Origin of the sequence: Bacillus sp. FDAARGOS_1420, assembly GCF_019344915.1 — a bacterium.
Taxonomy (GTDB): Bacteria; Bacillota; Bacilli; order Bacillales; family Bacillaceae_G; genus Bacillus_A; species Bacillus_A mycoides.
Genome location: NZ_JAHWJB010000002.1, coordinates 3,500,842 through 3,522,538, shown reverse-complemented (window position 1 = coordinate 3,522,538; position 21,697 = coordinate 3,500,842). Strand labels below are relative to the sequence as shown.

23 protein-coding genes and 2 tRNA genes are annotated in these 21,697 nt (G+C 35.6%); 20 read left to right on the top strand and 5 right to left on the bottom strand.

The annotated features are described in order from the left end of the window. The first annotated feature begins 324 nt into the window (after positions 1 to 324). The 3 genes from I6L50_RS28295 to I6L50_RS28285 all read left to right on the top strand — a co-directional run bounded on the left by I6L50_RS28295 (position 325) and on the right by I6L50_RS28285 (position 3,140). Positions 325 to 1,209, top strand: a complete 885-nt coding sequence (locus I6L50_RS28295) for an ABC transporter ATP-binding protein (protein ID WP_002088851.1) — start codon at positions 325 to 327, stop codon at positions 1,207 to 1,209. 2 nt (positions 1,210 to 1,211) lie between these two features. Then, positions 1,212 to 2,438 (top strand): ABC transporter permease, encoded by a 1,227-nt coding sequence (locus tag I6L50_RS28290; protein ID WP_219303612.1) that lies wholly within the window; start codon positions 1,212 to 1,214, stop codon positions 2,436 to 2,438. A gap of 270 nt (positions 2,439 to 2,708) precedes the next feature. Next, a complete protein-coding gene (locus I6L50_RS28285; protein ID WP_002112095.1) occupies positions 2,709 to 3,140 on the top strand; it encodes an Rrf2 family transcriptional regulator in 432 nt (143 codons plus the stop codon). Between the two features lie 60 nt (positions 3,141 to 3,200). Here the strand turns inward: I6L50_RS28285 and I6L50_RS28280 are convergent, their stop codons facing one another. Together I6L50_RS28280 and I6L50_RS28275 are read right to left on the bottom strand one after the other, a co-directional pair. Further along, positions 3,201 to 3,866: an MIP/aquaporin family protein gene (locus tag I6L50_RS28280; protein WP_219303611.1), complete on the bottom strand. Its 666-nt coding sequence runs from the start codon at positions 3,864 to 3,866 to the stop codon at positions 3,201 to 3,203. A gap of 142 nt (positions 3,867 to 4,008) precedes the next feature. Beyond that, a complete protein-coding gene (locus tag I6L50_RS28275) occupies positions 4,009 to 4,974 on the bottom strand; it encodes a DMT family transporter (protein WP_219303610.1) in 966 nt (321 codons plus the stop codon). A gap of 100 nt (positions 4,975 to 5,074) precedes the next feature. Here I6L50_RS28275 and I6L50_RS28270 point away from each other — a divergent pair, with 100 nt between their 5' ends. Further along, positions 5,075 to 5,647 carry a helix-turn-helix domain-containing protein gene (locus I6L50_RS28270; protein ID WP_002138507.1) on the top strand — a complete coding sequence of 191 codons (573 nt, stop codon included), beginning with the start codon at positions 5,075 to 5,077 and terminating at the stop codon, positions 5,645 to 5,647. A 70-nt stretch (positions 5,648 to 5,717) separates the two neighbouring features. Here I6L50_RS28270 and I6L50_RS28265 read toward each other — a convergent pair whose 3' ends face one another. Further along, positions 5,718 to 5,903 (bottom strand): PspC domain-containing protein, encoded by a 186-nt coding sequence (locus tag I6L50_RS28265; protein WP_002129290.1) that lies wholly within the window; start codon positions 5,901 to 5,903, stop codon positions 5,718 to 5,720. A gap of 212 nt (positions 5,904 to 6,115) precedes the next feature. On the opposite strand from I6L50_RS28265, the gene I6L50_RS28260 reads away from it, so the two are divergent. The 5 genes from I6L50_RS28260 (at position 6,116) to I6L50_RS28240 (ending at position 10,728) form a co-directional block, all read left to right on the top strand. Next, positions 6,116 to 7,357, top strand: a complete 1,242-nt coding sequence (locus I6L50_RS28260; RefSeq protein WP_219303609.1) for an amidohydrolase family protein — start codon at positions 6,116 to 6,118, stop codon at positions 7,355 to 7,357. 112 nt (positions 7,358 to 7,469) lie between these two features. After that, entirely contained in the window at positions 7,470 to 8,765 is a 1,296-nt protein-coding gene (locus I6L50_RS28255) for a purine/pyrimidine permease (protein ID WP_219303608.1), read from the top strand. Positions 8,766 to 8,930: 165 nt separating this feature from the next. Further along, positions 8,931 to 9,155, top strand: coding sequence for a spore germination transcription factor GerE (gene gerE / locus I6L50_RS28250; RefSeq protein WP_000659484.1), 225 nt, complete (start codon positions 8,931 to 8,933; stop codon positions 9,153 to 9,155). 108 nt (positions 9,156 to 9,263) lie between these two features. Further along, a complete protein-coding gene (locus tag I6L50_RS28245; RefSeq protein ID WP_219303607.1) occupies positions 9,264 to 9,926 on the top strand; it encodes a type 1 glutamine amidotransferase domain-containing protein in 663 nt (220 codons plus the stop codon). 163 nt (positions 9,927 to 10,089) lie between these two features. After that, positions 10,090 to 10,728, top strand: a complete 639-nt coding sequence (locus tag I6L50_RS28240) for a TetR/AcrR family transcriptional regulator (protein WP_219303606.1) — start codon at positions 10,090 to 10,092, stop codon at positions 10,726 to 10,728. A gap of 49 nt (positions 10,729 to 10,777) precedes the next feature. Here I6L50_RS28240 and I6L50_RS28235 read toward each other — a convergent pair whose 3' ends face one another. Then, on the bottom strand, positions 10,778 to 11,461 hold the full coding sequence (locus I6L50_RS28235; protein ID WP_219303605.1) for a type 1 glutamine amidotransferase domain-containing protein: 684 nt from the start codon (positions 11,459 to 11,461) through the stop codon (positions 10,778 to 10,780). Between the two features lie 369 nt (positions 11,462 to 11,830). Here I6L50_RS28235 and I6L50_RS28230 point away from each other — a divergent pair, with 369 nt between their 5' ends. The 8 genes from I6L50_RS28230 (at position 11,831) to I6L50_RS28195 (ending at position 17,644) form a co-directional block, all read left to right on the top strand. Continuing rightward, positions 11,831 to 13,156, top strand: coding sequence for an MFS transporter (locus I6L50_RS28230; protein WP_219303604.1), 1,326 nt, complete (start codon positions 11,831 to 11,833; stop codon positions 13,154 to 13,156). Positions 13,157 to 13,391: 235 nt separating this feature from the next. Then, positions 13,392 to 14,204 carry a glutamate racemase gene (racE, locus tag I6L50_RS28225; protein ID WP_002015338.1) on the top strand — a complete coding sequence of 271 codons (813 nt, stop codon included), beginning with the start codon at positions 13,392 to 13,394 and terminating at the stop codon, positions 14,202 to 14,204. Positions 14,205 to 14,334: 130 nt separating this feature from the next. Then, a complete protein-coding gene (locus tag I6L50_RS28220) occupies positions 14,335 to 15,381 on the top strand; it encodes a GerMN domain-containing protein (RefSeq protein WP_113935655.1) in 1,047 nt (348 codons plus the stop codon). 131 nt (positions 15,382 to 15,512) lie between these two features. Beyond that, positions 15,513 to 16,250, top strand: coding sequence for a ribonuclease PH (rph, locus tag I6L50_RS28215; protein ID WP_002138500.1), 738 nt, complete (start codon positions 15,513 to 15,515; stop codon positions 16,248 to 16,250). 11 nt (positions 16,251 to 16,261) lie between these two features. Continuing rightward, complete coding sequence (locus tag I6L50_RS28210) at positions 16,262 to 16,870, top strand: XTP/dITP diphosphatase (protein ID WP_113935654.1); 609 nt, start codon at positions 16,262 to 16,264, stop codon at positions 16,868 to 16,870. Positions 16,871 to 16,883: 13 nt separating this feature from the next. Further along, positions 16,884 to 17,387 carry a metallophosphoesterase gene (locus I6L50_RS28205; protein ID WP_219303603.1) on the top strand — a complete coding sequence of 168 codons (504 nt, stop codon included), beginning with the start codon at positions 16,884 to 16,886 and terminating at the stop codon, positions 17,385 to 17,387. Between the two features lie 108 nt (positions 17,388 to 17,495). Then, a tRNA-Gly gene (locus I6L50_RS28200) sits at positions 17,496 to 17,569 on the top strand. Position 17,570: 1 nt separating this feature from the next. Further along, positions 17,571 to 17,644, top strand: a tRNA-Arg gene (locus I6L50_RS28195). A gap of 51 nt (positions 17,645 to 17,695) precedes the next feature. Here I6L50_RS28195 and I6L50_RS28190 read toward each other — a convergent pair. Then, positions 17,696 to 18,310 carry a PH domain-containing protein gene (locus tag I6L50_RS28190; protein WP_000473870.1) on the bottom strand — a complete coding sequence of 205 codons (615 nt, stop codon included), beginning with the start codon at positions 18,308 to 18,310 and terminating at the stop codon, positions 17,696 to 17,698. Positions 18,311 to 18,625: 315 nt separating this feature from the next. Here I6L50_RS28190 and I6L50_RS28185 point away from each other — a divergent pair, with 315 nt between their 5' ends. The 3 genes from I6L50_RS28185 to tig all read left to right on the top strand — a co-directional run bounded on the left by I6L50_RS28185 (position 18,626) and on the right by tig (position 21,660). Further along, entirely contained in the window at positions 18,626 to 18,874 is a 249-nt protein-coding gene (locus I6L50_RS28185) for a hypothetical protein (protein WP_001983650.1), read from the top strand. A gap of 199 nt (positions 18,875 to 19,073) precedes the next feature. Further along, on the top strand, positions 19,074 to 20,072 hold the full coding sequence (locus I6L50_RS28180; RefSeq protein WP_002067360.1) for a hypothetical protein: 999 nt from the start codon (positions 19,074 to 19,076) through the stop codon (positions 20,070 to 20,072). A 310-nt stretch (positions 20,073 to 20,382) separates the two neighbouring features. Next, positions 20,383 to 21,660: a trigger factor gene (gene tig / locus I6L50_RS28175; RefSeq protein WP_002034203.1), complete on the top strand. Its 1,278-nt coding sequence runs from the start codon at positions 20,383 to 20,385 to the stop codon at positions 21,658 to 21,660. Positions 21,661 to 21,697: the final 37 nt, after the last annotated feature.

Sequence of the window (21,697 nt, the reverse complement as noted above, 5' to 3'; positions counted from 1 at the left end):
TTAATATTATATATTAAAATATAATGCTTTTTATATTTTTTTTTATGAACATTTGCATATTGTCTTTTGTATATGTAGTAGTTTGTCCTATATTAGAAAGATGGGTTAAATAATAATAATTATTTTGACAAGTTTTATTGTCGTAATGACAATTATAATTGACAAAAACAGGATTTTTATTTACAATTTTAACTAAATGAAACAAATGATGGGTTAGGTGTAGTGATACATATAAGAGAATGAAATATAGTACTATATTTTATTCTGAACAATCATAGGCTTTAACAGAAGGTACGAATGATACTAAAGGGGAGGCTTTATACATTGAGTTTACAAATTCAAAACTTAACAAAAATATTCGGAGAATCTAAAGCGGTTAATGGTTTGCAAATCTCGTTACCGAAAGGTGAAGTGTTAGGGTTACTTGGCCGAAATGGTGCAGGGAAAACAACGACAATTAAAATGTTACTAGGTTTATTAACGCCAAATGAAGGTTCTATTACGTGGGATGGAAAATCATTTGGTGATAGCGGGGTAACAATTGGATATTTACCAGAAGAAAGAGGATTATATACAAAAAGTAGAGTAATAGATCAGTTGCGATATTTTGGCAGATTAGAAGGAATGACGAAAAAAGAAGTGGATCTTGCAATTGATCACTGGTTAGAACGCTTAGCAATTCCAGAATATAAATTTAAAACGGCGGGAGAACTTTCGAAAGGGAATCAGCAAAAAATTCAATTGATTGCTGCTCTTCTTCATGATCCAGAACTTCTTATTTTAGATGAACCATTTAGCGGACTTGATCCAGTTAATGCGGGAATGTTAGCTAATATTATTGGAGAACAAGTACAGAGTGGAAAGACAATTATTTTATCAAGTCATCGTATGGAGCAAGTAGAGGCTTTTTGCCAACATGTATGTATTTTGAAAAAAGGCGAAGCGGTTGTAGAAGGACAGTTAAGTGATATTAAGAAAGAATACGGTTTTCGTAATTTAACGATTGAAGATACAGTAGAGAATGAAAAGGGATTAGAAGCTATACACGTTCCGTATGAAAAACAACAAGGCCTTCTTTATGTAAAAGTACAAGGCGATGCAGAAGCTCTAAAGATTTTGCAACAGTTGCAAGAGCAAGGTATTAGCTTACGACAATTTAAAATGTTAGAGCCGACGTTAAACGAAATCTTTGTAGAGAGGGCGAAATAAAGATGCGTAAATTTTCTCATGTATTTTCATTTTATTTTAAGGAAGCGTTTTTATCTAAAAAATCATTAATTACGAGTGCGATTTTATTTTTAGTTGTGTTTGGGATTTTTGCATTTAATCATTTTACTTCAGGCGATGATAAAAATAAGGATAAAGATAAAATTGCAGTTGTAGTAGAGAGTTCCACATACAAAGTACAAAAAGAAGAGCTAAATAAGCTATTGCCATCAGCAAAAATAACGGTCGGTTCAAAGGATGATTTTGATAAACTGCATAAGCAAGTAGAAGAGGGAGATTTAGATGGTCTATTCCATGTGACGGAAAAGGATGGAGTTCCAGAAGTTACGTATATGTTTAATAAGTTACCTAGTGAAACAACTTCTACAATTATAGCTAGTTATTTAAAAGCGCAATATACGGCGGTAACAATTGCTAAACATAATGTTTCACCGGAAATTGCACAGCAATTGCAAACCGAAATTTCTGTGAAACAAGAAGCGATAAAAGATCGTTCTGCTTCCGCAGGAATCGCATATTTCTTTACATTTGCTTTGTATATGTTTATTATCATGTTCGGAAGTACAATTGCGATGAATATTGCTTCTGAAAAAGCTTCTCGCGTTATGGAAGTTATGATTCCGAAAGTAAAACCACTTACGATGATGTATGCGAAAATTTTAGCGGTTGTTTCAACGGCGTTATTACAACTTGCCATATTGGCATGTGGTTACTTGGTTCCTTGGTTACTAGGATGGGTAGATTTAGAAAATGGTTCATTATTTGGAGCGCCAATTGATTTTACAAAGATAGATGCACAAGTTATCGGTATGTTCCTTATTTATTTTGTTACAGGATATTTCCTTTATGCGATGATGTATGCGGCTGCTGGAGCGGTTGTCTCTAGGACTGAGGATTTACAAGGTGTTATATTGCCAGTATCGATTTTAATAATGGCCGCGTTCTTTATAAGTATTAAATCGCTAGGTGATCCAAATAGTACTGTTGTTGTTGTAAGTTCTTACGTTCCATTCTTCAGCCCGATGATCACATTCTCACGCTTTGTAGCTGGTGAAGCTGGTATGTTAGAAATTACGATAACAATGGCGGTTCTTTTAACAACAATCGGTATATTAAGTGCTGTTACAAGCCGCATTTACGTAAACGGTGTAATGAATTACTCTGATAAAGTGAAGTTTAAAGATTTGGCGAAATTTATAAAGCGTCAATAATAGAGGGAAAGCATGATTTTCTAATGGAATCATGCTTTTTCTTTACCCCGCATTAACGGGCAGTAAAACTCCCATCTCAAAATTCAGCTGGAGCAAAGAAGTTAGATGGGAGATCAACTGCCCGTAAACGCCCGATTGGTTCAACTAATAATCAGTGGGGGATGAACAAAACCCCCACTGATTAAAGTTTCACTTTATGTATAAATTAAAAATAGTATATAATAATAAGAGTTGTCTTTTAATAGAATGAATAAAAAGGAGGGTGTGCAGATGGGAATTAGTAGTCGTTTTACAGTAGGTGTTCATATGTTAACGTTACTTGCAATAGATCGAAACTCTCGCTGTACCTCTGAATGGATTGCTGGTAGTGTGAATACAAATCCAGTTGTGATTCGTCGCATTACAGGAATGTTGAAGAGAGCAGGACTTGTTGATGTACAAGCCGGTAAAGGTGGTACGACACTTGCTCGTGATTTAGATGAAATTACATTACTTGATGTATATAAAGCTGTGGAAGTTGTAGAAGAAGGACATCTATTTTCTTTCCATGAAAATCCCAACATTGAATGTCCAGTAGGAGCTAATATTCAATCGGTATTAGAGATTGTTTTAATACAATCGCAAGAAGCGATGGAAAACGTACTTGCAAATGTAACGGTGCAGCAATTAGTTACAAATTTAAAGTCGAAAATTAAAGAATAAAAAAAGCGAGCTTCCTCATGATGAGGGCTCGCCTTTTTTTATTCGGAAATATTGAAAATTCTATTTTTCAGTATTTAAAATAAACTTTCCTACAACAGCTGCTACGATACCACCAAAAATTGGGGCAACGATGAACACCCATAGTTGAGAAATTGCTTCTCCGCCAGCGAATAGAGCTGGTGCGATACTACGAGCTGGGTTAACAGATGTTCCAGTTAACGGAATACCTAATAAGTGAATTAATACTAATGTGCAACCAATTACTAGTCCAGCTAAAGAAGAACTTCCTTTTTTACCTGTTACAGCAACGATAACTAAAACAAATACGAAAGTTAAAATGAATTCAACTAAAAATGCTCCAGATAAACCAAGAGTTCCAAAACTATTTTGTCCTAAATTATCTAAAGGTAATTTAGCAGATCGTAAAATTGTTACTAACGTTGCAGTTCCTAATAAACCACCTAAAATTTGAGCTAATAAATAATAGCTAAGTTCCATAGCGTTCATTCTTTTGTTGATGAACATAGCGATTGATACTGCTGGGTTAATATGACATCCAGAAATTGTTCCAATGCTATATGCCATAGCCACGATAGATAATCCGAAAGCCATAGCGATACCTAATGTTCCGATTCCTTCAATTCCGCCACCAATGACAGCTACTCCAGTTCCGAATAATACAAGTACAAATGTACCAATAAATTCAGCAATTGCTTTTTTTAACATAATTTACCTCCTATTAATGCACATGAAACGTATTATAACATAGGTTTTAGTATAAACAGCTAATGAAATACTATTCTGATAAGGCGAAATAGGGAGATAATAAAAATAGATATGGTTCTATGAAGAAGAACCATATCTATTTTTATGCTGATTTTTTTTGTTTAATGACTGGAACAGAACGGTTTAAAACACTATTTACGATCATTCCTAGCATGATAATAATCATCCCAATCAGTGACAGTCCGCTAGGGAATGAACCATTTAAGAAAATAATCTCACCAAGCACAGTGAAGACCATCGTTCCAGCTTGTGTTGCTTCAACAGCTCCAAGTAAAGCAAGATTGTTTTTTGCTAAGTCAGTAGCAAAGAAAAATGTCATCGTCGCAATAACTCCGGAACATAATGCTAACAAAAATCCTTGCATCATTTGACTTGATGATGGAATACCGGTAGTGGAAAATCCGTATATACCAAGTAGGATTGTAATAGGGAGACTTCCGATTGCCATTCCTAATACACGTTGGAATGTATCAAGACGCCCACCAACAAGTTCCATCATTTTTCGGTTACCGAACGGATATAAGAAAGCCGCTAATACGACAGGTAAAAATCCCGAGATGAACTGAGTCATTGTAATATGACCCGCTGCAGTCGCTTGCATACAAATTACACCAAGTAAAATAAATAATGCTACATATAAACTGCGAAGTGGAATTTTTCCACGTACAAGTTTTGTACCTGATTTCGTTTCTATTTTAACGAAAAATAATGGTGATAGTAGTAAACCTGCTAATATCGTAACTTGCCAAGTTCCAGCAACGAGCCAAGCTGGAGAAAAAACAGCTGCGAAACTTAATAAAGAATAGAAGCCGATGCCAGCGACCGAGCCCCACCCGATCCATACAAATGGATGTTTTTTTAATTCTGCCCATAAAGCTCCTAAGTTTTTGCGAAATAAAACGATAAGGAATAAAATAGGGAGAGCAAATAGAAAACGGAAGGAAGCAGTCCAAGCCCAGCTTGTTCCAGATACATTCATTGCTCTGTTAATAATAAAGGTTGCAGAAAAAAAGGCCGATGATAAAAGACCTAGTAATATTGCGCGCATGAAATATGGCACTCCTTTCGGAATTGAGTATTTATGTATAGTATAATATACTTAAAATAAATAAAAGTAAACTATTTTATACTTCAAGGTGGTTTTATATATGAAAGAAAATGAAGATATACAAACGAAAGAAGTAATTCAGCAAGTAGGTCAGCTATTAAGACAAATTCGAAATGAACAAAAATTAAGTTTAGAAGAATTAGCCCAAAAAACAGGGGTTAGTAAATTAACATTAGGAAAAATTGAGAGAGGCGAAACGAATCCAACGTTAGCTGTCATTTGGAAAATAACGAAAGGGTTATCGATTCCTTTATCGAGATTAATGGTTGTTGGAGAACCTGTAGCTGTTGCGCGCTGCGGAGAAGGATTTGCAGTAGATGTAGGACAAGCATGGCATTTAGAAACGATGTTCCGTTACACGAAAGAAACAGGGATGGAGATGCATCGTGCTTGTTTAAGAGCGAATAGTATATATGAACCGGAAGCTCATCATGAAGGAGCAATTGAGCTTGTAACAGTAATGAAAGGGAAAGTTTCTATTCAAGTTGAGAATGACGTATATGTGCTAAATGAGTTTGACTCCATTCAGTTTGAAGCTAATAAGAAACATAGTTATAAAAATGAAGAGGATGAAGTGGCGGTATTACATTTAACGATGAAATATTCTTCATGAAAAAATCCCCTATAGAAAAATCTATAGGGGATTTTTTATACGCTATGCTCAAATATATGAAAGAATGTTATTAGTAAGAGCGTGGCATAAGTAATAAACAAATAAAATAAACTAAAAACCCCGTTCCAAAACATAAAATAGCAATGACCCAAAGTATGCGAATGAGAGTAGAGCTAATATCAAAATATTCTCCTAAACCACCGCATATACCAAATAACATTTTATCAGTTTCGGATTTATATAACCTCTTCGACATATTATGATCCTCTCCTTTTTATATCACCGCTGTTATGTATGAGTGATACAGTGTACTTTTATTCTATATGGAAATTTATGAGAAGACCATTAGGTTATATTACATTTTTTGTGAAAGGACAATACAGTGGATTAATTGTCTTAATTTTCAGTTGGTATTAAAATGAAAATGAGGGTGTGACGTATTTTCTAATATAAGGTGGGGAAATGGTAATGACATTATATTGGTTGACTAATGTAAAGCTTGAAACAGGTTATACATATGAAGAAGCGAAAATTTCACAAACGGAAACTGAGATATGCAGTCTTCTTATTGAAGATGGGCGAATTAAAAGAATTATATCGGGAATCGCCCAAGAGGAAGGAACGTTAACTTTTGATGCTAATCGTTTATTAGTTTTACCAGCTTTTGAAGAGATGCATATTCATATTGATAAAACATATTATAGTGGGCCTTGGAAAGCTTGTATGCCAGCAGAAAATATTTTTACACGTTTTAATGAAGAAAAAACGATTTTACCAAAGCAATTAGCAACTGCTCAAGACAGGGCGGAAAATATGCTAGAGTTATTGCTTCGAAATGGCGCAACAAATATTAGAACGCATTGTAATGTGGATCCGGTTATTGGACTTCGTAATTTAGAGGCAACGTTAGCGGCTTTAGAAACATATAAAGATCGGTTGTCTGGTAGAATAGTTGCATTTCCGCAACATGGATTGTTGCGCAGTAATTCTGTGCAACTTGTAAAAGATGCGATGCGTATGGGCGCACAATTAGTTGGCGGAGTGGACCCAGCTACAGTAGATAATGATATTGAAAAATCATTACATACGATTATGGACATTGCGGTAGAATTTAATGCGGATGTTGATATTCATTTGCACGATGCGAATAACCTTGGAACGTTTACAATGAAGAGATTGGCAAGTCTAACGGAAGAAGCAGGATGGCAAGGTCGTGTAACAATTAGTCATGCGCTTGGACTTGGTGGTGTTACTGATAAAGAAGCTGAAGAAGTGGCAGAAAGACTAGCAGCATTAAAGATTGATATCACTTCAACTGTTCCAATCGGTAAACAAGTAATCCCAATTCCATTACTAGATAAAAAAGGAGTTAAAGTTTCATTAGGAAATGATAGTATTACAGATCATTGGTCTCCGTTTGGCACAGGTGATATGCTTCAAAAGGTAAATCGATTGGCAGAACGATTTGGTTGGAGTGATGAAAGGTCTTTAGGGAAAGCTCTTCGTTTTATTACAGGAGGGAAAGCTACGCTAAACGATGAAGGCAAGAGATTATGGCCAAATGTAGGAGATGAGGCAAGTTTTGTCTTGACGAATGCAACATGCGCCGCGGAAGCAGTGGCTCGTCAAACAGAGAAGCGTGTAGTTATGTATAAAGGGAATGTTGTTATAGGGGATTTAGATCAAGTGAAATCTGATAATCTTGTATAGAGGAATCGTTTAGATGTTTTGAGAAGGGTTCTAATTGTGAAAATAGAACCCTTCTTTTTTATTTAGTAGAAACAGGGAAGTACTATACTTCCTTATAAGGAAGCAAGAAGGGATGAAAAGTTTGGACAATCAACATAATCAAAATCATATTATGGGAACTTTGCAATGGTTTATTTTTTTATTAGCAAACTCAATCGCGCTACCAATTGTTGTTGGCGGATTATTTCATCTTACGACGGAAGAAGTATTTTATTTAATGCAGCGTACGTTTTTCGTAGTTGGTATATCTTCTTTTTTACAAGGATGGCTTGGACATAAGCTTCCGATTGCGGATGGACCAGCTGGATCTTGGGTTGGTGTATTTACCGTGCTTGCTTATGCAACTGTAGGACAGGATCAATTACATAGTACATTGCAAATTTTAGAATTAGGAATGATGGTTGCGGGAGTTGTTTTAATAGGGCTAGGAGTAACGGGAGTTATCGGGCGTATTTTATTTTTATTTACGCCGCTCGTGACAGGGACGTTCTTACTTTTATTATGTTTACAATTAAGTGGTGTATTTTTAAAAGGAATGCTAGGAATTACAGCTACTGTTTCTCAAATTGATGGATTTACAGCATTAATTGCTTTTGGCATATTTTTATTCGTAGTCATACTCTCCAACTTCGGAAAAGGGTTTGTTAAAAGTTATGCGGTTTTAATAGGGTTAATTATTGGCTGGATTATTTTTCTCATTGCAGGAAAAGTGACGATCCCATCTCAAGTAACTCATTTTGTGCAACTTCCACATATATTCGCGTGGGGAATTCCAAAATGGAATACAGGTATGGCTGTATCAAGTTTCGTTATGGTATGTATTTTAGTTTCAAATACAGTGGCAGCTATTATAGCAATCAATCAAGCTACGATTCATAAAGCGACTATTGAACAAAAACAGTTGAGAAATGGTACGTGGGTCGGAGGGGTTTCGCATATGATTTCCTCTTTGTTTTCAACTGTAGGTGTCGTTCCATTACCAGCAACGGCAGGTTTCATACGTTTAACAAATCAAAAGTACATGCGTTCATTCTTATTTGCATGTGTACTATTAGTCGGTATGTCGCTGTTTCCAAGTATTATCCGCTACTTAGCCTCTCTGCCATCCGCGGTCGCATCTGCGGTTTTAATGGCTTCGTTCGTGCAGCTTATTGGAATTGGATTTCATAATATAAAACAAGTACCACTTAGCGAAAGGAATGTAACGATTTTAGGAGTTGCTATATTATTTGGAAGTGGTGTTATGTTTTTACCGTCTGGAGCACTCCAATCCTTGCCGTCTGTGATGCAATATATATTCGGAAATGGTTTGTTCGTAGGTACAGTTGTCAGCATATTACTAGAACAAATATGGCGTACTGAAAAGTAAGTGGATAAAAAGAGTGTACGCACTGTATAAAAGTCTAAAATAACATAAGAAATAAAGCCCATTTTCATTCACCACCTGCACATTTCGTTCATACAATATCTTGACTAAATAAACACCCAACTTACACATATACAGCTCTGGCTTAAGCAAGGAGGGTTATACCAGTTGAAGGAAAAAGCGTATCAATCTAAACCGTTACTCACAAAGAGAGAAAGAGAAGTATTTGAATTACTGGTTCAAGATAAAACGACGAAGGAAATTGCAGGTGAACTGTTTATAAGTGAAAAAACAGTACGTAATCACATCTCAAACGCAATGCAAAAGCTAGGGGTTAAAGGACGTTCACAAGCAGTTGTTGAGCTTCTTCGTATGGGAGAGCTCGAACTATAAGAAAGCAGCCGACTTTTATACAAGAGGTCGGCTATTTTTTTGTTTGCTTCATGCTCCATATGAATGATAAGAATGTTTCATACATAAATAGGTAGTAAGGGAGGGGATATGTTGAAAAGGGTATTATTAGTTTCAACAAGCGCTCATGATATGAATGGACACCCGACTGGTCTGTGGCTGGAAGAGCTCGCAGCTCCGTATAATTTATTTAAAAAGGCTAAGTTCGATGTTGATCTTGTATCTATAGAAGGTGGAAGGGTGCCTATTGATAGAGTATCAATTCCAAATGGTATACCTCGTGAATTTAAGCATGTCGCTTCTTTGTTGCAAAATACAAAACCGATATCTACTGTTCACTTTTTAGATTATGATGCAGTTTTATTTGGTGGTGGACACGGGGCTATTGTAGATTTTCCGGGTAATCCATATGTAGCAAATTTAATTGAGAATATGTATAACAATAACCGGGTTGTAGCGGCTGTTTGTCACGGGGTAAGTTCTTTAGTTGGTGTGAAAAATAAAGATGGCTCGTTTTTTGTTGCCGGTAAGCGTATAACAGGTTATACAAATGATGAAGAAAAAGCTGTGCATTTAGAAAATCGAGTTCCTTTTTTGCTAGAAAGTAAGTTGAAAGAAGAAGGGGCATTATTTTATGTGGCACCTAATTTCACGCCGCATGTTGTAGTAGATGGGCGTTTGATTACAGGGCAGAATCCGCAGTCTAGTATGGGAATAGGTAAGGCTATAAAAAGAGCTGTAAATAAGTTATAGAAAAGGTGCCCGCTACTAACAAAGGTAGCGGGTACTTTTTATGTATAGCGTAGATTGAAATTGTAATAAACTAAAAAGACGTAATGAGTATAATAACTTCATTTATAAACATTCATGAATTTGCTATACTATTTTGTATGAACAAAAGAGGAGGCTCTTTTAAATGAGAAAAGTAGCGTGTGCAAATACTTATATTAATAAAATAAAGCCCGTTATTCGAAAGACGAGTTTTAGCCAATTAAAAATAGATGAAATTGCGAAATATATGGATATTAGTAAAGCTACTTTATATAAACGTTTTTCTTCGAAAGATGAGATTATTGAGGCAGTAGTAGAGGATTTTATAAACTATCTTCTTGAAGGAGATGCGGATAATCAAGATGAAAGTATGTCGTTTACAGAACGTTTCCAAAAGACGTTTATCCATTCTTTAAAATGTGTGACGTATATTTCGGATGTCTTTTTACAAGATTTGAAAGAAGCGTATCCGCATTTGTCGAATCAATTAGTCGCTGCACAACAAAATCGCAATCGTAATTTGCAAATGTTTTTTGAGTCGGGTATGGAACAAGGTTACTTTAATAAAATGAATGCGCAACTATTTATGGTGCAAGATGATGTGATGTTAAGACGCATTATAGATCATACTTTTTGCATTCAGTACGATATTACGTTAAAGCAAGCGATACTTGATTTCTACAATTTGAAGAAATACCAACTGTTTAAACCGGAATTTTTAGATGTAGTTGATGATTCTGAAATTGAAAAAGAAATTATAGCTAATTTACAAATGATTTCGTAAAAAAAGCAGATTTCCCTTACTAGAGGGAAATCTGCTTTTTTAGTACATATTATTTTTGCAACTGTTTTAATACTAATTCAGCTACTGGACCACCTGAAGCAGGGTTTTGACCAGTAATTACACGATTATCTTCTACAGCGTAAGCTTCCCAAGGTTGCGCAGCTTTTTCGTAAAGTCCCCCATATTTAACGAGTTCATCTTCTGTTAAAAATGGAACGAATTGATCTAATTCAGCTAGTTTCTCTTCTTCATTTGAGAATCCTGTTACTTTTTTATCGTTAATTAAACGATCCCCGTTACTTAATGTGATATGGAATAAACCAGCAGCTCCGTGACAAACAGAGGAAACAATTCCGCCATTTTCATAAATGTTGCGGCTAATCTTTTGAAGTTCTTTGTTTTCTGGGAAGTCCCAAATAACTCCGTGACCACCCGCGTAATAAATAACAGCGTAGTCTTCTTGATTCACTTCACTCGGTTTCATTGTAGAACCGAGACGATTCATAAATTCTTTCTTTTGATACCATTCCCAATCGATGCTCTCCGCCATCGCTAAACTATGCGGATCAATCGGTGTATAACCACCTTGTGGACTGACATAATCTACTTCGTAACCAGCTTCTTCTACTTTTTTAACGAAATGGACAGCTTCACCAAGCCAAAGCCCAGTAGCTCTATTTAAATTTGGGTATTTTTCTACGCTTGTTAATACAACTAACATTTTTTTCTTCATCATAATCCTCCTGTAATGTTTCTTCTATATAAAAGTTCTTTATTTACTTAATTTTATTAAGTTAGAAATTGCAAATTTGAATAACCATGTCAGTCCCCCTTATACCGGATTCGAAATTAGTGTATAATAATTTTTGGACAAAATAAACTAAAAACACTAAATTAGTTTATTTTGTATATTTTTTGTTGACAAACTGTAATGCTGAAACTATGATAGTTCCATGAATATCGAACAACATAATGTTACGTTTCGAATTCAATTTGTCGCGCGATAAATTTATACATTTGATGAAGTTGTTTAGTAGTGATAGAGGAGCTAAATAACTTTATTTTTCATTTACAGTTACTACAATCAGAAGAGGTGTTACGCATGGGGAAAGATATAAGTAACCATTCAAAATGGTTTGTTTTCACATTATGTTTTATCGTTTTATTAGGACCGATGAATGCGGTTTTATTTAATGTAGCGTTAGAGGATATTGCTAATGATTTATCTATTAGTCAATCGAAAGTAAGTTGGGTTGTAGTAGGTTATTCCTTAGTCGTCGGTATTGGTTCGATGATATATGGGAAGTTGGCTGATCGTTATAGCGTAAAAAAACTATTGATTATTTCAATTATCATATTTGTAGCGGGTTCTATTATTGGATTTATGAATCAATCTTATGCGATTACCATTCTTGCAAGATTAGTGCAGGCGAGTGGGGGTGCGGCGTTTATTGCACTTAGTATGATTGCAGTGGCAAAATTAGTTGCTCCTGCTAAGAAGCCTGGTGCATTAGCGATGATTAGTTCTTCTATTGCATTAGCAATAGGCATTGGTCCTTTAGTTGGCGGGGCTATTACAAATACATTAGGGTGGCCATATTTATTTTTATTTATGGTTATTTCAGTAGTTGGGATTTTCTTGCTTATAAAATTTATGCCAGAAGAAGCGCAGCATACGGATGAAGCGTTTCATTTTGATTACATTGGAGCGGCGTTATTATTTGCATTCATTACGACTGTTTTATTAGGTGTCAATATTAATAGTTGGCTATTTGTGTTATCGGTAGCTTTCTTATTTTTATTCACGGTTCGTATGAAGAACGCGGAGCATCCATTTATTGATATTGAGTTATTTTCGAACAAACCATTTCTTCGTTTAATAGCGGTCGGGTTTATAATTAATGTGGCGTTATGTGCTAGTCTATTATTATTGCCATCACTGTTAGGAAGAGTGCACGGATTGTCGCCATTCGTTATCGGAATTGCACTGTTTGTTGCATCACTCTTTGGTATTGTATCTAGTTTTATTACGGGAAAGATTGTCCCTTCGTTTGGAAATGTGAATATGATTTATGTAGCGTCTGTCATTATGATCGTTGGCTTTTTAATTTTAGGGCTTATTCCGAACGGGAACTTAATCATTATTTTAGTGGCGGTTATTTTAACATTTATGAGTTATTCAGCTATTCAAGTATCATTAAACACATTTATACCGAAAACATTACATCCAGCTAAAGTTGGAGTCGGTCTTGGTTTATATAATTTAATTAACTTTTTCGGTATGGCATTTGGACCAGCTGTAGCGAGCAAAGTTATGGAATCTACAAATAGTTATCGTTTGAATTTTATTTTAATCATCATTTTAATTTTTGCTCATTTCTTCTTATTAATAGGAATGTCTTCTTTCCAAAAAAAAATGGAGCAATAAAGTGAAACTTTAATTAGTGGGATAAATGCGTATTTTATATAGAAGAAACCGACTTTCATATAGAAGGTCGGTTATTTTTCTGTCTTGCAAATTATGAAAAAAAGGAGCAAAATAAAAAAGGTCCTGATCTATATAGGTACAAATGAAAATTTTTATACAGGGGCACTTTAAGTTAGCGAACTTAAAGTGTGTAAAATATACTGATAAACATAAAAGATGATGAATGAGAAAACGGGTGATTAAGTTGAATAGAGCGATCGGTGTTATTGATTCAGGAGTGGGCGGTTTAACAGTAGCGAAGGAATTAATTCGTCAGTTGCCGAAAGAGCGTATTATATATTTAGGGGATACAGCACGTTGCCCTTATGGTCCGCGTTCTCGTGAAGAAGTGCGTCAATTTACGTGGGAAATGACGGAGCATTTATTAGATTTAAATATCAAAATGTTAGTTATTGCGTGTAATACAGCAACTGCGGTTGTCTTAGAAGAAATGCAGAAACAATTACCAATTCCAGTAGTTGGAGTTATTCATCCAGGATCACGTACAGCTTTAAAAGTGACAAATACGTATCATGTTGGGATTATTGGAACGATTGGAACAGTAAAAAGTGGCGCCTATGAAGAGGCACTAAAGTCTATTAATAACCGTGTTATGGTAGAAAGTTTAGCGTGCCCACCTTTCGTTGAGCTTGTAGAGAGTGGGAATTTCGAAAGTGAAATGGCGTATGAAGTTGTAAGAGAAACATTGCAACCGTTGAAAAGTACTGACATTGATACGCTTATTCTAGGATGTACACATTATCCGATTTTAGGTCCTGTTATTAAAAAGGTAATGGGGGATCAAGTACAATTAATTAGTTCGGGTGATGAAACAGCGCGTGAGGTAAGCACGATTTTATACCATAGTAAGATGTTAAATGAGGGAGAAGAACAAAGTGATCATCTCTTCTTAACGACTGGTAAAATAGGCCTGTTTAAAGAAATTGCATCAAAGTGGTTCGGTCAGCCGATTGAAAATGTGAAGCATATCAATTTAGAAACAGAATAATAGTAGATTCATATAAGAGAACTCCTGAGAAATCAGGGGTTTTTTCTGTGTAAGTAGCTATAGCTTGTTCTAAAATATGAAACAGCTCGTATACATAATAGTACAAACTTAGATTTTAGGGGGGAATGGCATGCCTAAATCCACTTTTAAATGGGTTGTTGGTGCTACTGTGAGTGCGATTTTATTATCAGGGTGTGGCTTGTTAAATCAAGAGAAAGCGACAGAACAAATTGATCCGCCAAAAAAAGTTACGTATACAGAAGGTGAAAAGAAAGAAACTGCTAAAAAAGATAAACAAGAGCAAACAGTAAATAGAGAGTTATACCTCGTTGATAAAAATGGATATGTCGTACCGCAAACTATTGCAATGCCTACTCCGAAAGCGAATGAAGTTGTACAGCAAACGTTAGAGTATCTTGTGAAAGATGGACCAGTTACAAATTTATTGCCAAATGGATTTCGAGCAGTCCTTCCAGCGAATACGACGATGACCTTGAATTTGAAAAAAGGCGGGACAGCAGTAATTGATTTCTCTAAAGAAATGAAAAATTATTCAAAAGAAGAAGAACGTCAAATTGTTGAATCAGTAGCGTGGACTTTGACTCAATTTACAGAAATAAAACAAGTGCAGTTCCAAATAAATGGTGAAAAATTAGCGAAGATGCCTGTTGCGGGTACACCGCTTGGTGAAGGTGTAAGTCGTGCGAATGGAATTAACTTTGATGATGAACAAGTAGCAGATGTGACGCATACAAAACCGGTTACACTTTACTTTATGGCGCAAAATAATAAGCAGCAATATTACGTACCGGTAACAAGGCGCGTTGCAGAAGGAAAAGAAAATGATTACTCGGCAATTGTGGATGAGCTTGTAAAAGGTCCGATTCAAGGATCGCTACTAAATGATTTTAATCCAGGAGCTAAGCTTATTACGAATCCGAAAGTGAAGGACGGAAATATTACATTAAACTTTAATGAAAATATATTTGTGAACCCAGACAAAAATATGATTTCAAATTATGTGTTGAAATCGTTAGTCTTATCTTTAACGGAAAAACAAGGTGTGAAAAATGTTTCTATTGAAGTGAATGGGAAAGCAAATCTTATGGATGAGAAAGGTGAAAAGTTAATAAAACCTGTTAATCGTCCACAAAACGTGAATACAGGTAGTTTTTAATCGCGAATAATTTGATATACTTATGTAAGAAAGGGGAATTGCTTTTTGAGTTCCCCTTCTTTTATTGTTATACATATCGTACATTTAAATTTGGCTATACTAATGAGAGTATTTATGAGGGGGTTATTTTTATGCGAGTAGATGGTAGAGGAAAAGCAGAGCTACGCCATATACATATTCATACAAATTATTTAAAACATCCAGAGGGATCAGTACTAATTGAAGTTGGGGATACAAAGGTAATTTGTTCAGCGACAATTGAAGAGCGTGTACCGCCGTTTATGCGCGGAGAAGGAAAAGGCTGGGTAACAGCAGAATATTCAATGATTCCACGTGCGACAGAGCAACGTACAATCAGGGAGTCAAGTAAAGGGAAAGTAACAGGGCGCACAATGGAGATCCAGCGTTTAATTGGACGAGCATTGCGTGCGGTTGTTGATTTAGAAGCGCTTGGCGAAAGAACGGTTTGGATTGACTGTGATGTAATTCAAGCGGATGGCGGAACGAGAACAGCTTCTATTACAGGTGCTTATGTAGCGATGGTATTAGCTTTTGAAAAATTATTGCAAGCAGACAAAGTATCTAAAATTCCGGTGAAAGATTATTTAGCGGCAACGTCAGTAGGTGTTGTTGAAGAACAAGGTGTTGTTTTAGATTTAAATTATGCTGAAGATTCTAAAGCAGACGTTGATATGAACGTTATTATGACTGGAAAAGGTCAGTTTGTTGAAGTGCAAGGAACTGGAGAAGAAGCGACGTTTAGCAGAGCTGAATTAAATGAATTACTTGATGCTGCTGAACAAGGGATTTTCCAACTTGTTGAAAAGCAAAAAGAAGCATTAGGTGACATCGTATCTCATATAGAGTAGAGGTGGAAAATATGAAGCAAGTTGTTGTAGCGACGAAAAATCTTGGGAAAGTACGTGAGTTTGCTGAGTTATTTGAGAGATTTGACTTAGAAGTGAAATCTTTACACGATTTTCCTCATATTGAAGAAGTCGAAGAAACTGGTGAAACATTTGAAGAAAATGCAATTTTAAAGGCGGACAGTCTTAGTAGACAGTTGAATTCCATCGTAATTGCGGATGACTCTGGTCTTATTGTAGATGCCTTAAACGGGAAACCAGGTGTGTATTCAGCTCGTTTTGCTGGGGAGCCGAAAGATGATCAGGCGAATATAGATAAGGTGTTACAAGGGTTAACTGACTTCGATTTAGAAAAACGTACAGCTCGTTTTTACTGTGCGCTAGCAGTTGCTTTCCCTGAAGTGGATAAAGAGCCGGTTATTGTAAACGGAACGTGCGAAGGGAAAATTCTAGAACAGCGCCGCGGGGAAAATGGTTTCGGATACGATCCGATTTTTTATGTAGAAGAATATAAAAAATCGATGGCTGAGCTAAATTCGGATGAGAAAAATGCGATTAGTCACCGCGGACGCGCTCTTCGTAAATTAGAAGAAAAAATCCCAGAATGGTTTTTAGAAGAATAAGGGAGAGAGATTGATGAAAGCTTTAATCGTAAGCGATAGTCATAGCTCTGTGAAGGAATTACAGCAGTTAAAAGAGAATTACGAAGGGAAAGTAGATATCATGATTCATTGTGGTGATTCAGAGCTAACGCCTGCTCACGAAGAGCTACAAGGTTTCCAAGTTGTAAAAGGGAATTGTGATTATGCTAACTTTCAAGATGAAATTGTAACTGATGTAGATAGAATTCGTTTCTTAGTTGTACACGGTCATCGTCATAATGTGAAAATGACGTTACAAACGTTAGCGTACCATGCAGGAGAAGTAGGAGCGCAAGTAGCATGCTTTGGACATTCTCATATATTAGGGGCAGAATTAATTGCTGGGATTTTATTTATTAATCCAGGAAGTATTTTGCTCCCGCGCTCTCGTGTGGAAAAAACATTCGCTTTATTAGAAATGGATGAAAATCATATAGAAGTTCGTTTTGAAACATTAGATGGACAGCTGGTGGAACAAGCAATTTTTAAAAGAGGATAAGAAAAATTATCCTCTTTTAAAAAAGTGTTGACTTTATAAGTAGTTATGAATATAATAAATATTGTCGATAGGGCAACGGCGCTAACGAAGAAAAATAAAATAACATATGCGGGTGTAGTTTAGTGGTAAAACAAGAGCCTTCCAAGCTCTGGTCGAGAGTTCGATTCTCTTCACCCGCTCCATGTCCCAGTAGCTCAGCCGGATAGAGCATACGCCTTCTAAGCGTACGGTCGGGAGTTCGAATCTCTCCTGGGACGCTAACAAAACCTTGTTATCTTTTGATAACAAGGTTTTTTGTTTGTTTTAAATTAGTTATTAATAAATTTTTCAAAGACAAAACCGTAATCTTTCACGTTATATTGCTTTTTCGTATCAACGAGCCAGTTAAAGGCGATCTCGTTCATCTCTTTAAACTGTTCTGCTAAATTTACTTGTGCATTTGAAATACGGCTAAAAGTGTTAGATGCCATATCTAAACTTTTATGCGCATACTGCAATGTAATATCGTTGTCGTATGAAATTTCTTCGATTTTAAGAAGAGCCTTATATAAATCTTTTAATTCTTCAATATGTTTTTTATGAACATCAATTGAGTAATGCTCATCTCCCATTTGAAATTTAATTTCTACATCTAAATCAATCGTTCCTGCAGTTTCAAGTGCTACGTTTTTAATTTGATATTTACTATAGCTAAAGCGGCGTAATGTACGTTTTTTGCTTGTGGCACTTGTACCATCTAGGTGAATTAATCCTTTGTTTGTGAAACAATATTCATCTGATTTAGATTTAATAAGAAAGTAAATTTTCTCCCCATCTTCATGCATTACGTAATCATCAGCATCGACCTTATCGTAATCTTTTGGTGTGATAACGGAACCTACATCGCTTAATCCTAAAACGTCAGCTGCCATTTTTTTGAACATATATAATCCCCCTTGTAAATTAAATTCTTAATTGTACAAAAATATATTAACATGATTTTAAATCTATTTTTGAAATCTTACAACTCTGTAAGGTAAGTGTAAGGAAGTTCGATGGTAACAAATTACTAATCCTATATAATGAAGATAACAACGATAAATGAGGAGGAAGAGATGATGAAAGGATTAATCGTAACGGGTTTAACAGTAGCTTTTGGGTTTGTGGCGTATGAAAAGTTAACATATGTAATTGATGTTGTAAAACATTTAGTAGCGTAGAAAAAACTGCCATGAGAGGGAAAGGGAATGAGTGAATGAATGGAATGGTTATTTGGAATTATAGGTACTTGTAGTGTAGTTTTATTGTTCTTTGTCCCGAGTGGTATACTCAGTTCGACAACGAGTTTGTTCTTTTTAAGTTTGTTTGCTTGTACGATGCTCATTATTATGTTTTTAATGAAGCGAAGTAAACCAATCTTCTATTTTAGCATGATTGTTATGGCAATTATTGTTCTCCAAATTATTACCCTTGTTATATACCCCACAATTATAAAAGCTTTCCATTAATGATGAACCCTCTGCCGTCTGTTGCTGAGGGTTTTTGTTTGTGAAAAATGAATTTCATTTAGAAGTTTGTTGTTTTTTTTGTTATGAAAATAGAATATTCCTATATTTCAAATAAATGATTTTGGAATGTTGTGTTCTCATTACGCATTTGATATATTTACTTTGAAGATCATTAAAATCTAGAAAAAGAGGCGGACGTATGGATAAAAAAGAAAATACGGTCGTATTGTTTCCGCAACTATCAGAACGCTATATTGATAAAGGTTTTTTAGCGTTGAAAGAGCGGGAATTCGAAGATGCATTGCGCTGCTTTGAAATATTACGTCAGTATAATGCAGAAACGGAACAAACAGAATTAGCTTCCGTTATTTGTTTGCTAGAATTAAAACGTATGGAAGAAGCGAAAGAAAAATGTGAGCAGTTGCTTGAAACAGGAGCTGTATTATTTGGTGATATTCTTGAAACGTATGTAACTATTTTAGTTCAAACAAATGATTATGAAGGTGTCATTGAAACTGTTGAGGAAGTTTTGCAAACGAAAGATATAATTCCTGAGCAAAAGGAAAAATTGGCGCAGCTTGCTTTGTTTGCGCAAGGGATGCTGAATGAAGAAGATAAACCGCTAGTGGATTCGAATTTTGAATTAGAAGAATTTACCGATGGGCTTTTTGGAGAAAACTTTGGTCAAAAGCTAAGAGTGATCCAGAAACTTTCGTTAAAAGACCTGGATCTCGCACTTCCTACTTTAAAGAAATTTTTAATAGACGAAGATCAGCATCCTTATTTAAAAACTTCTATTTTGTATAAAATGGTAGAAAATCAAATAGAAGAAGAGATAGAAGTAGAGAAGTTTGGAAATACGATAAAGGTGATTCCAGCATTTACAGGTCATAATGAGGAGCAATCCGATAAAATTATACATAAATTCTCAAACCGATTAGAGCAAAATTATCCAGATATATTTAGTACGATGGTTACATACTGGAAAGAATTACAAATTAGCGTTTTTCCGTTCCCTCTATTAATGGATAAAGTAGAAATTTGGGCTGCTGTCTTAGAGAGAATTGGAAGAAAGCGTTTCGGATTGGCTATTGATGAAGAAGAACTTATGACAGCATACAATATTGAGTTTGAGGAATTTCATATTGCCTATCAATGGTTACTGCGCATTGAAAGAGAAGGGTATTTGCCCGTATAATTATGAAAAAGAATCGTTCAGTTATTGAAACGAGCACATTCTATGTTATAATGTAAGGGTTGCAAAAGGCAGAAATCTGCCTGTTTGTAAGAGAAGAGAAGTATAATTCTCTTACTTAATATGTTTCATATTAGTCTCGAACAAAATATACCGTAGTTGTCTTTTAGACAATTAGTAGATTGGAACATTGTATCTGAAAGCTTTTTGCTAGAGGGTTATTTGTACATTTGTTATTTCAAGAAAGAGATAATAAAAATTTTGATCTATAAAGGTATGTGCATACATTATTATAGTTGGAGGGAAAGAATAAATGTCTACAAAATGGGAAAAATTAGAAGGTAACGTTGGCGTTTTAACAATCGAAGTTGATGCTAAAGAAGTAAATAACTCTATCGACGCTGCATTCAAAAAAGTAGTAAAAACAATTAATGTACCAGGTTTCCGTAAAGGGAAAATGCCTCGTCCATTATTCGAACAACGCTTTGGTATTGAATCTTTATACCAAGATGCTTTAGATATCATCTTACCAAAAGCATACGGTGAAGCAATCGATGAAGCTGGTATCTTCCCAGTTGCTCATCCTGAGATTGACATCGAGAAATTCGAAAAAGGCCAAAACTTAATTTTCACTGCAAAAGTTACTGTAAAACCTGAAGTTAAATTAGGTGATTACAAAGGTTTAGCAGTAGAAAAAGTTGAAACAACTGTAACTGACGAGGATGTAGAGAACGAAGTAAAAGCTTTACAAGAGCGTCAAGCTGAACTAGTTGTTAAAGAAGAAGGAACTGCTGCAGATGGTGATACAGCTGTAATCGACTTCGAAGGTTTCGTTGATGGCGAAGCATTTGAAGGCGGAAAAGGCGAAAACTATTCTCTTGCAATCGGTTCTGGTACTTTCATCCCAGGTTTCGAAGAGCAAGTAATTGGTCTTAAATCTGGTGATTCTAAAGAAGTTGAAGTATCATTCCCAGAAGAGTACCATGCTGCTGAATTAGCTGGTAAACCAGCAACATTCAAAGTAACAATTCACGAAATCAAAACAAAAGAACTTCCTGAGTTAAACGACGAGTTCGCTAAAGATGCTGACGAAGAAGTTGCAACTCTTGATGAATTAAAAACAAAACTTCGTACAAACTTAGAAGAAGGCAAAAAGCACGAAGCTGAGCACAAAGTACGTGACGAAGTAGTAGAATTAGCTGCTGCTAACGCTGAAATCGACATTCCAGAAGCTATGATCGACACTGAGTTAGATCGTATGGTTCGTGAATTCGAGCAACGTTTAAGCCAACAAGGTATGAACCTTGAGCTTTACTACCAATTCACAGGTACTGACGCTGACAAATTAAAAGAGCAAATGAAAGAGGACGCACAAAAACGTGTAAGAATCAATCTTGTTCTTGAAGCTATCATTGAAGCTGAAAACATCGAAGTTACTGAAGAAGAAGTAACTGCAGAAGTTGAAAAAATGGCTGAAATGTACGGTATGCCAGTAGACGCTATCAAGCAAGCTCTTGGAAGCGTAGACGCTTTATCTGAAGATCTTAAAGTGCGTAAAGCTGTAGACTTCTTAGTAGACAACGCTGCATAATAAAATAACAAGGCGCGATTTTAATCGTGCCTTGTTT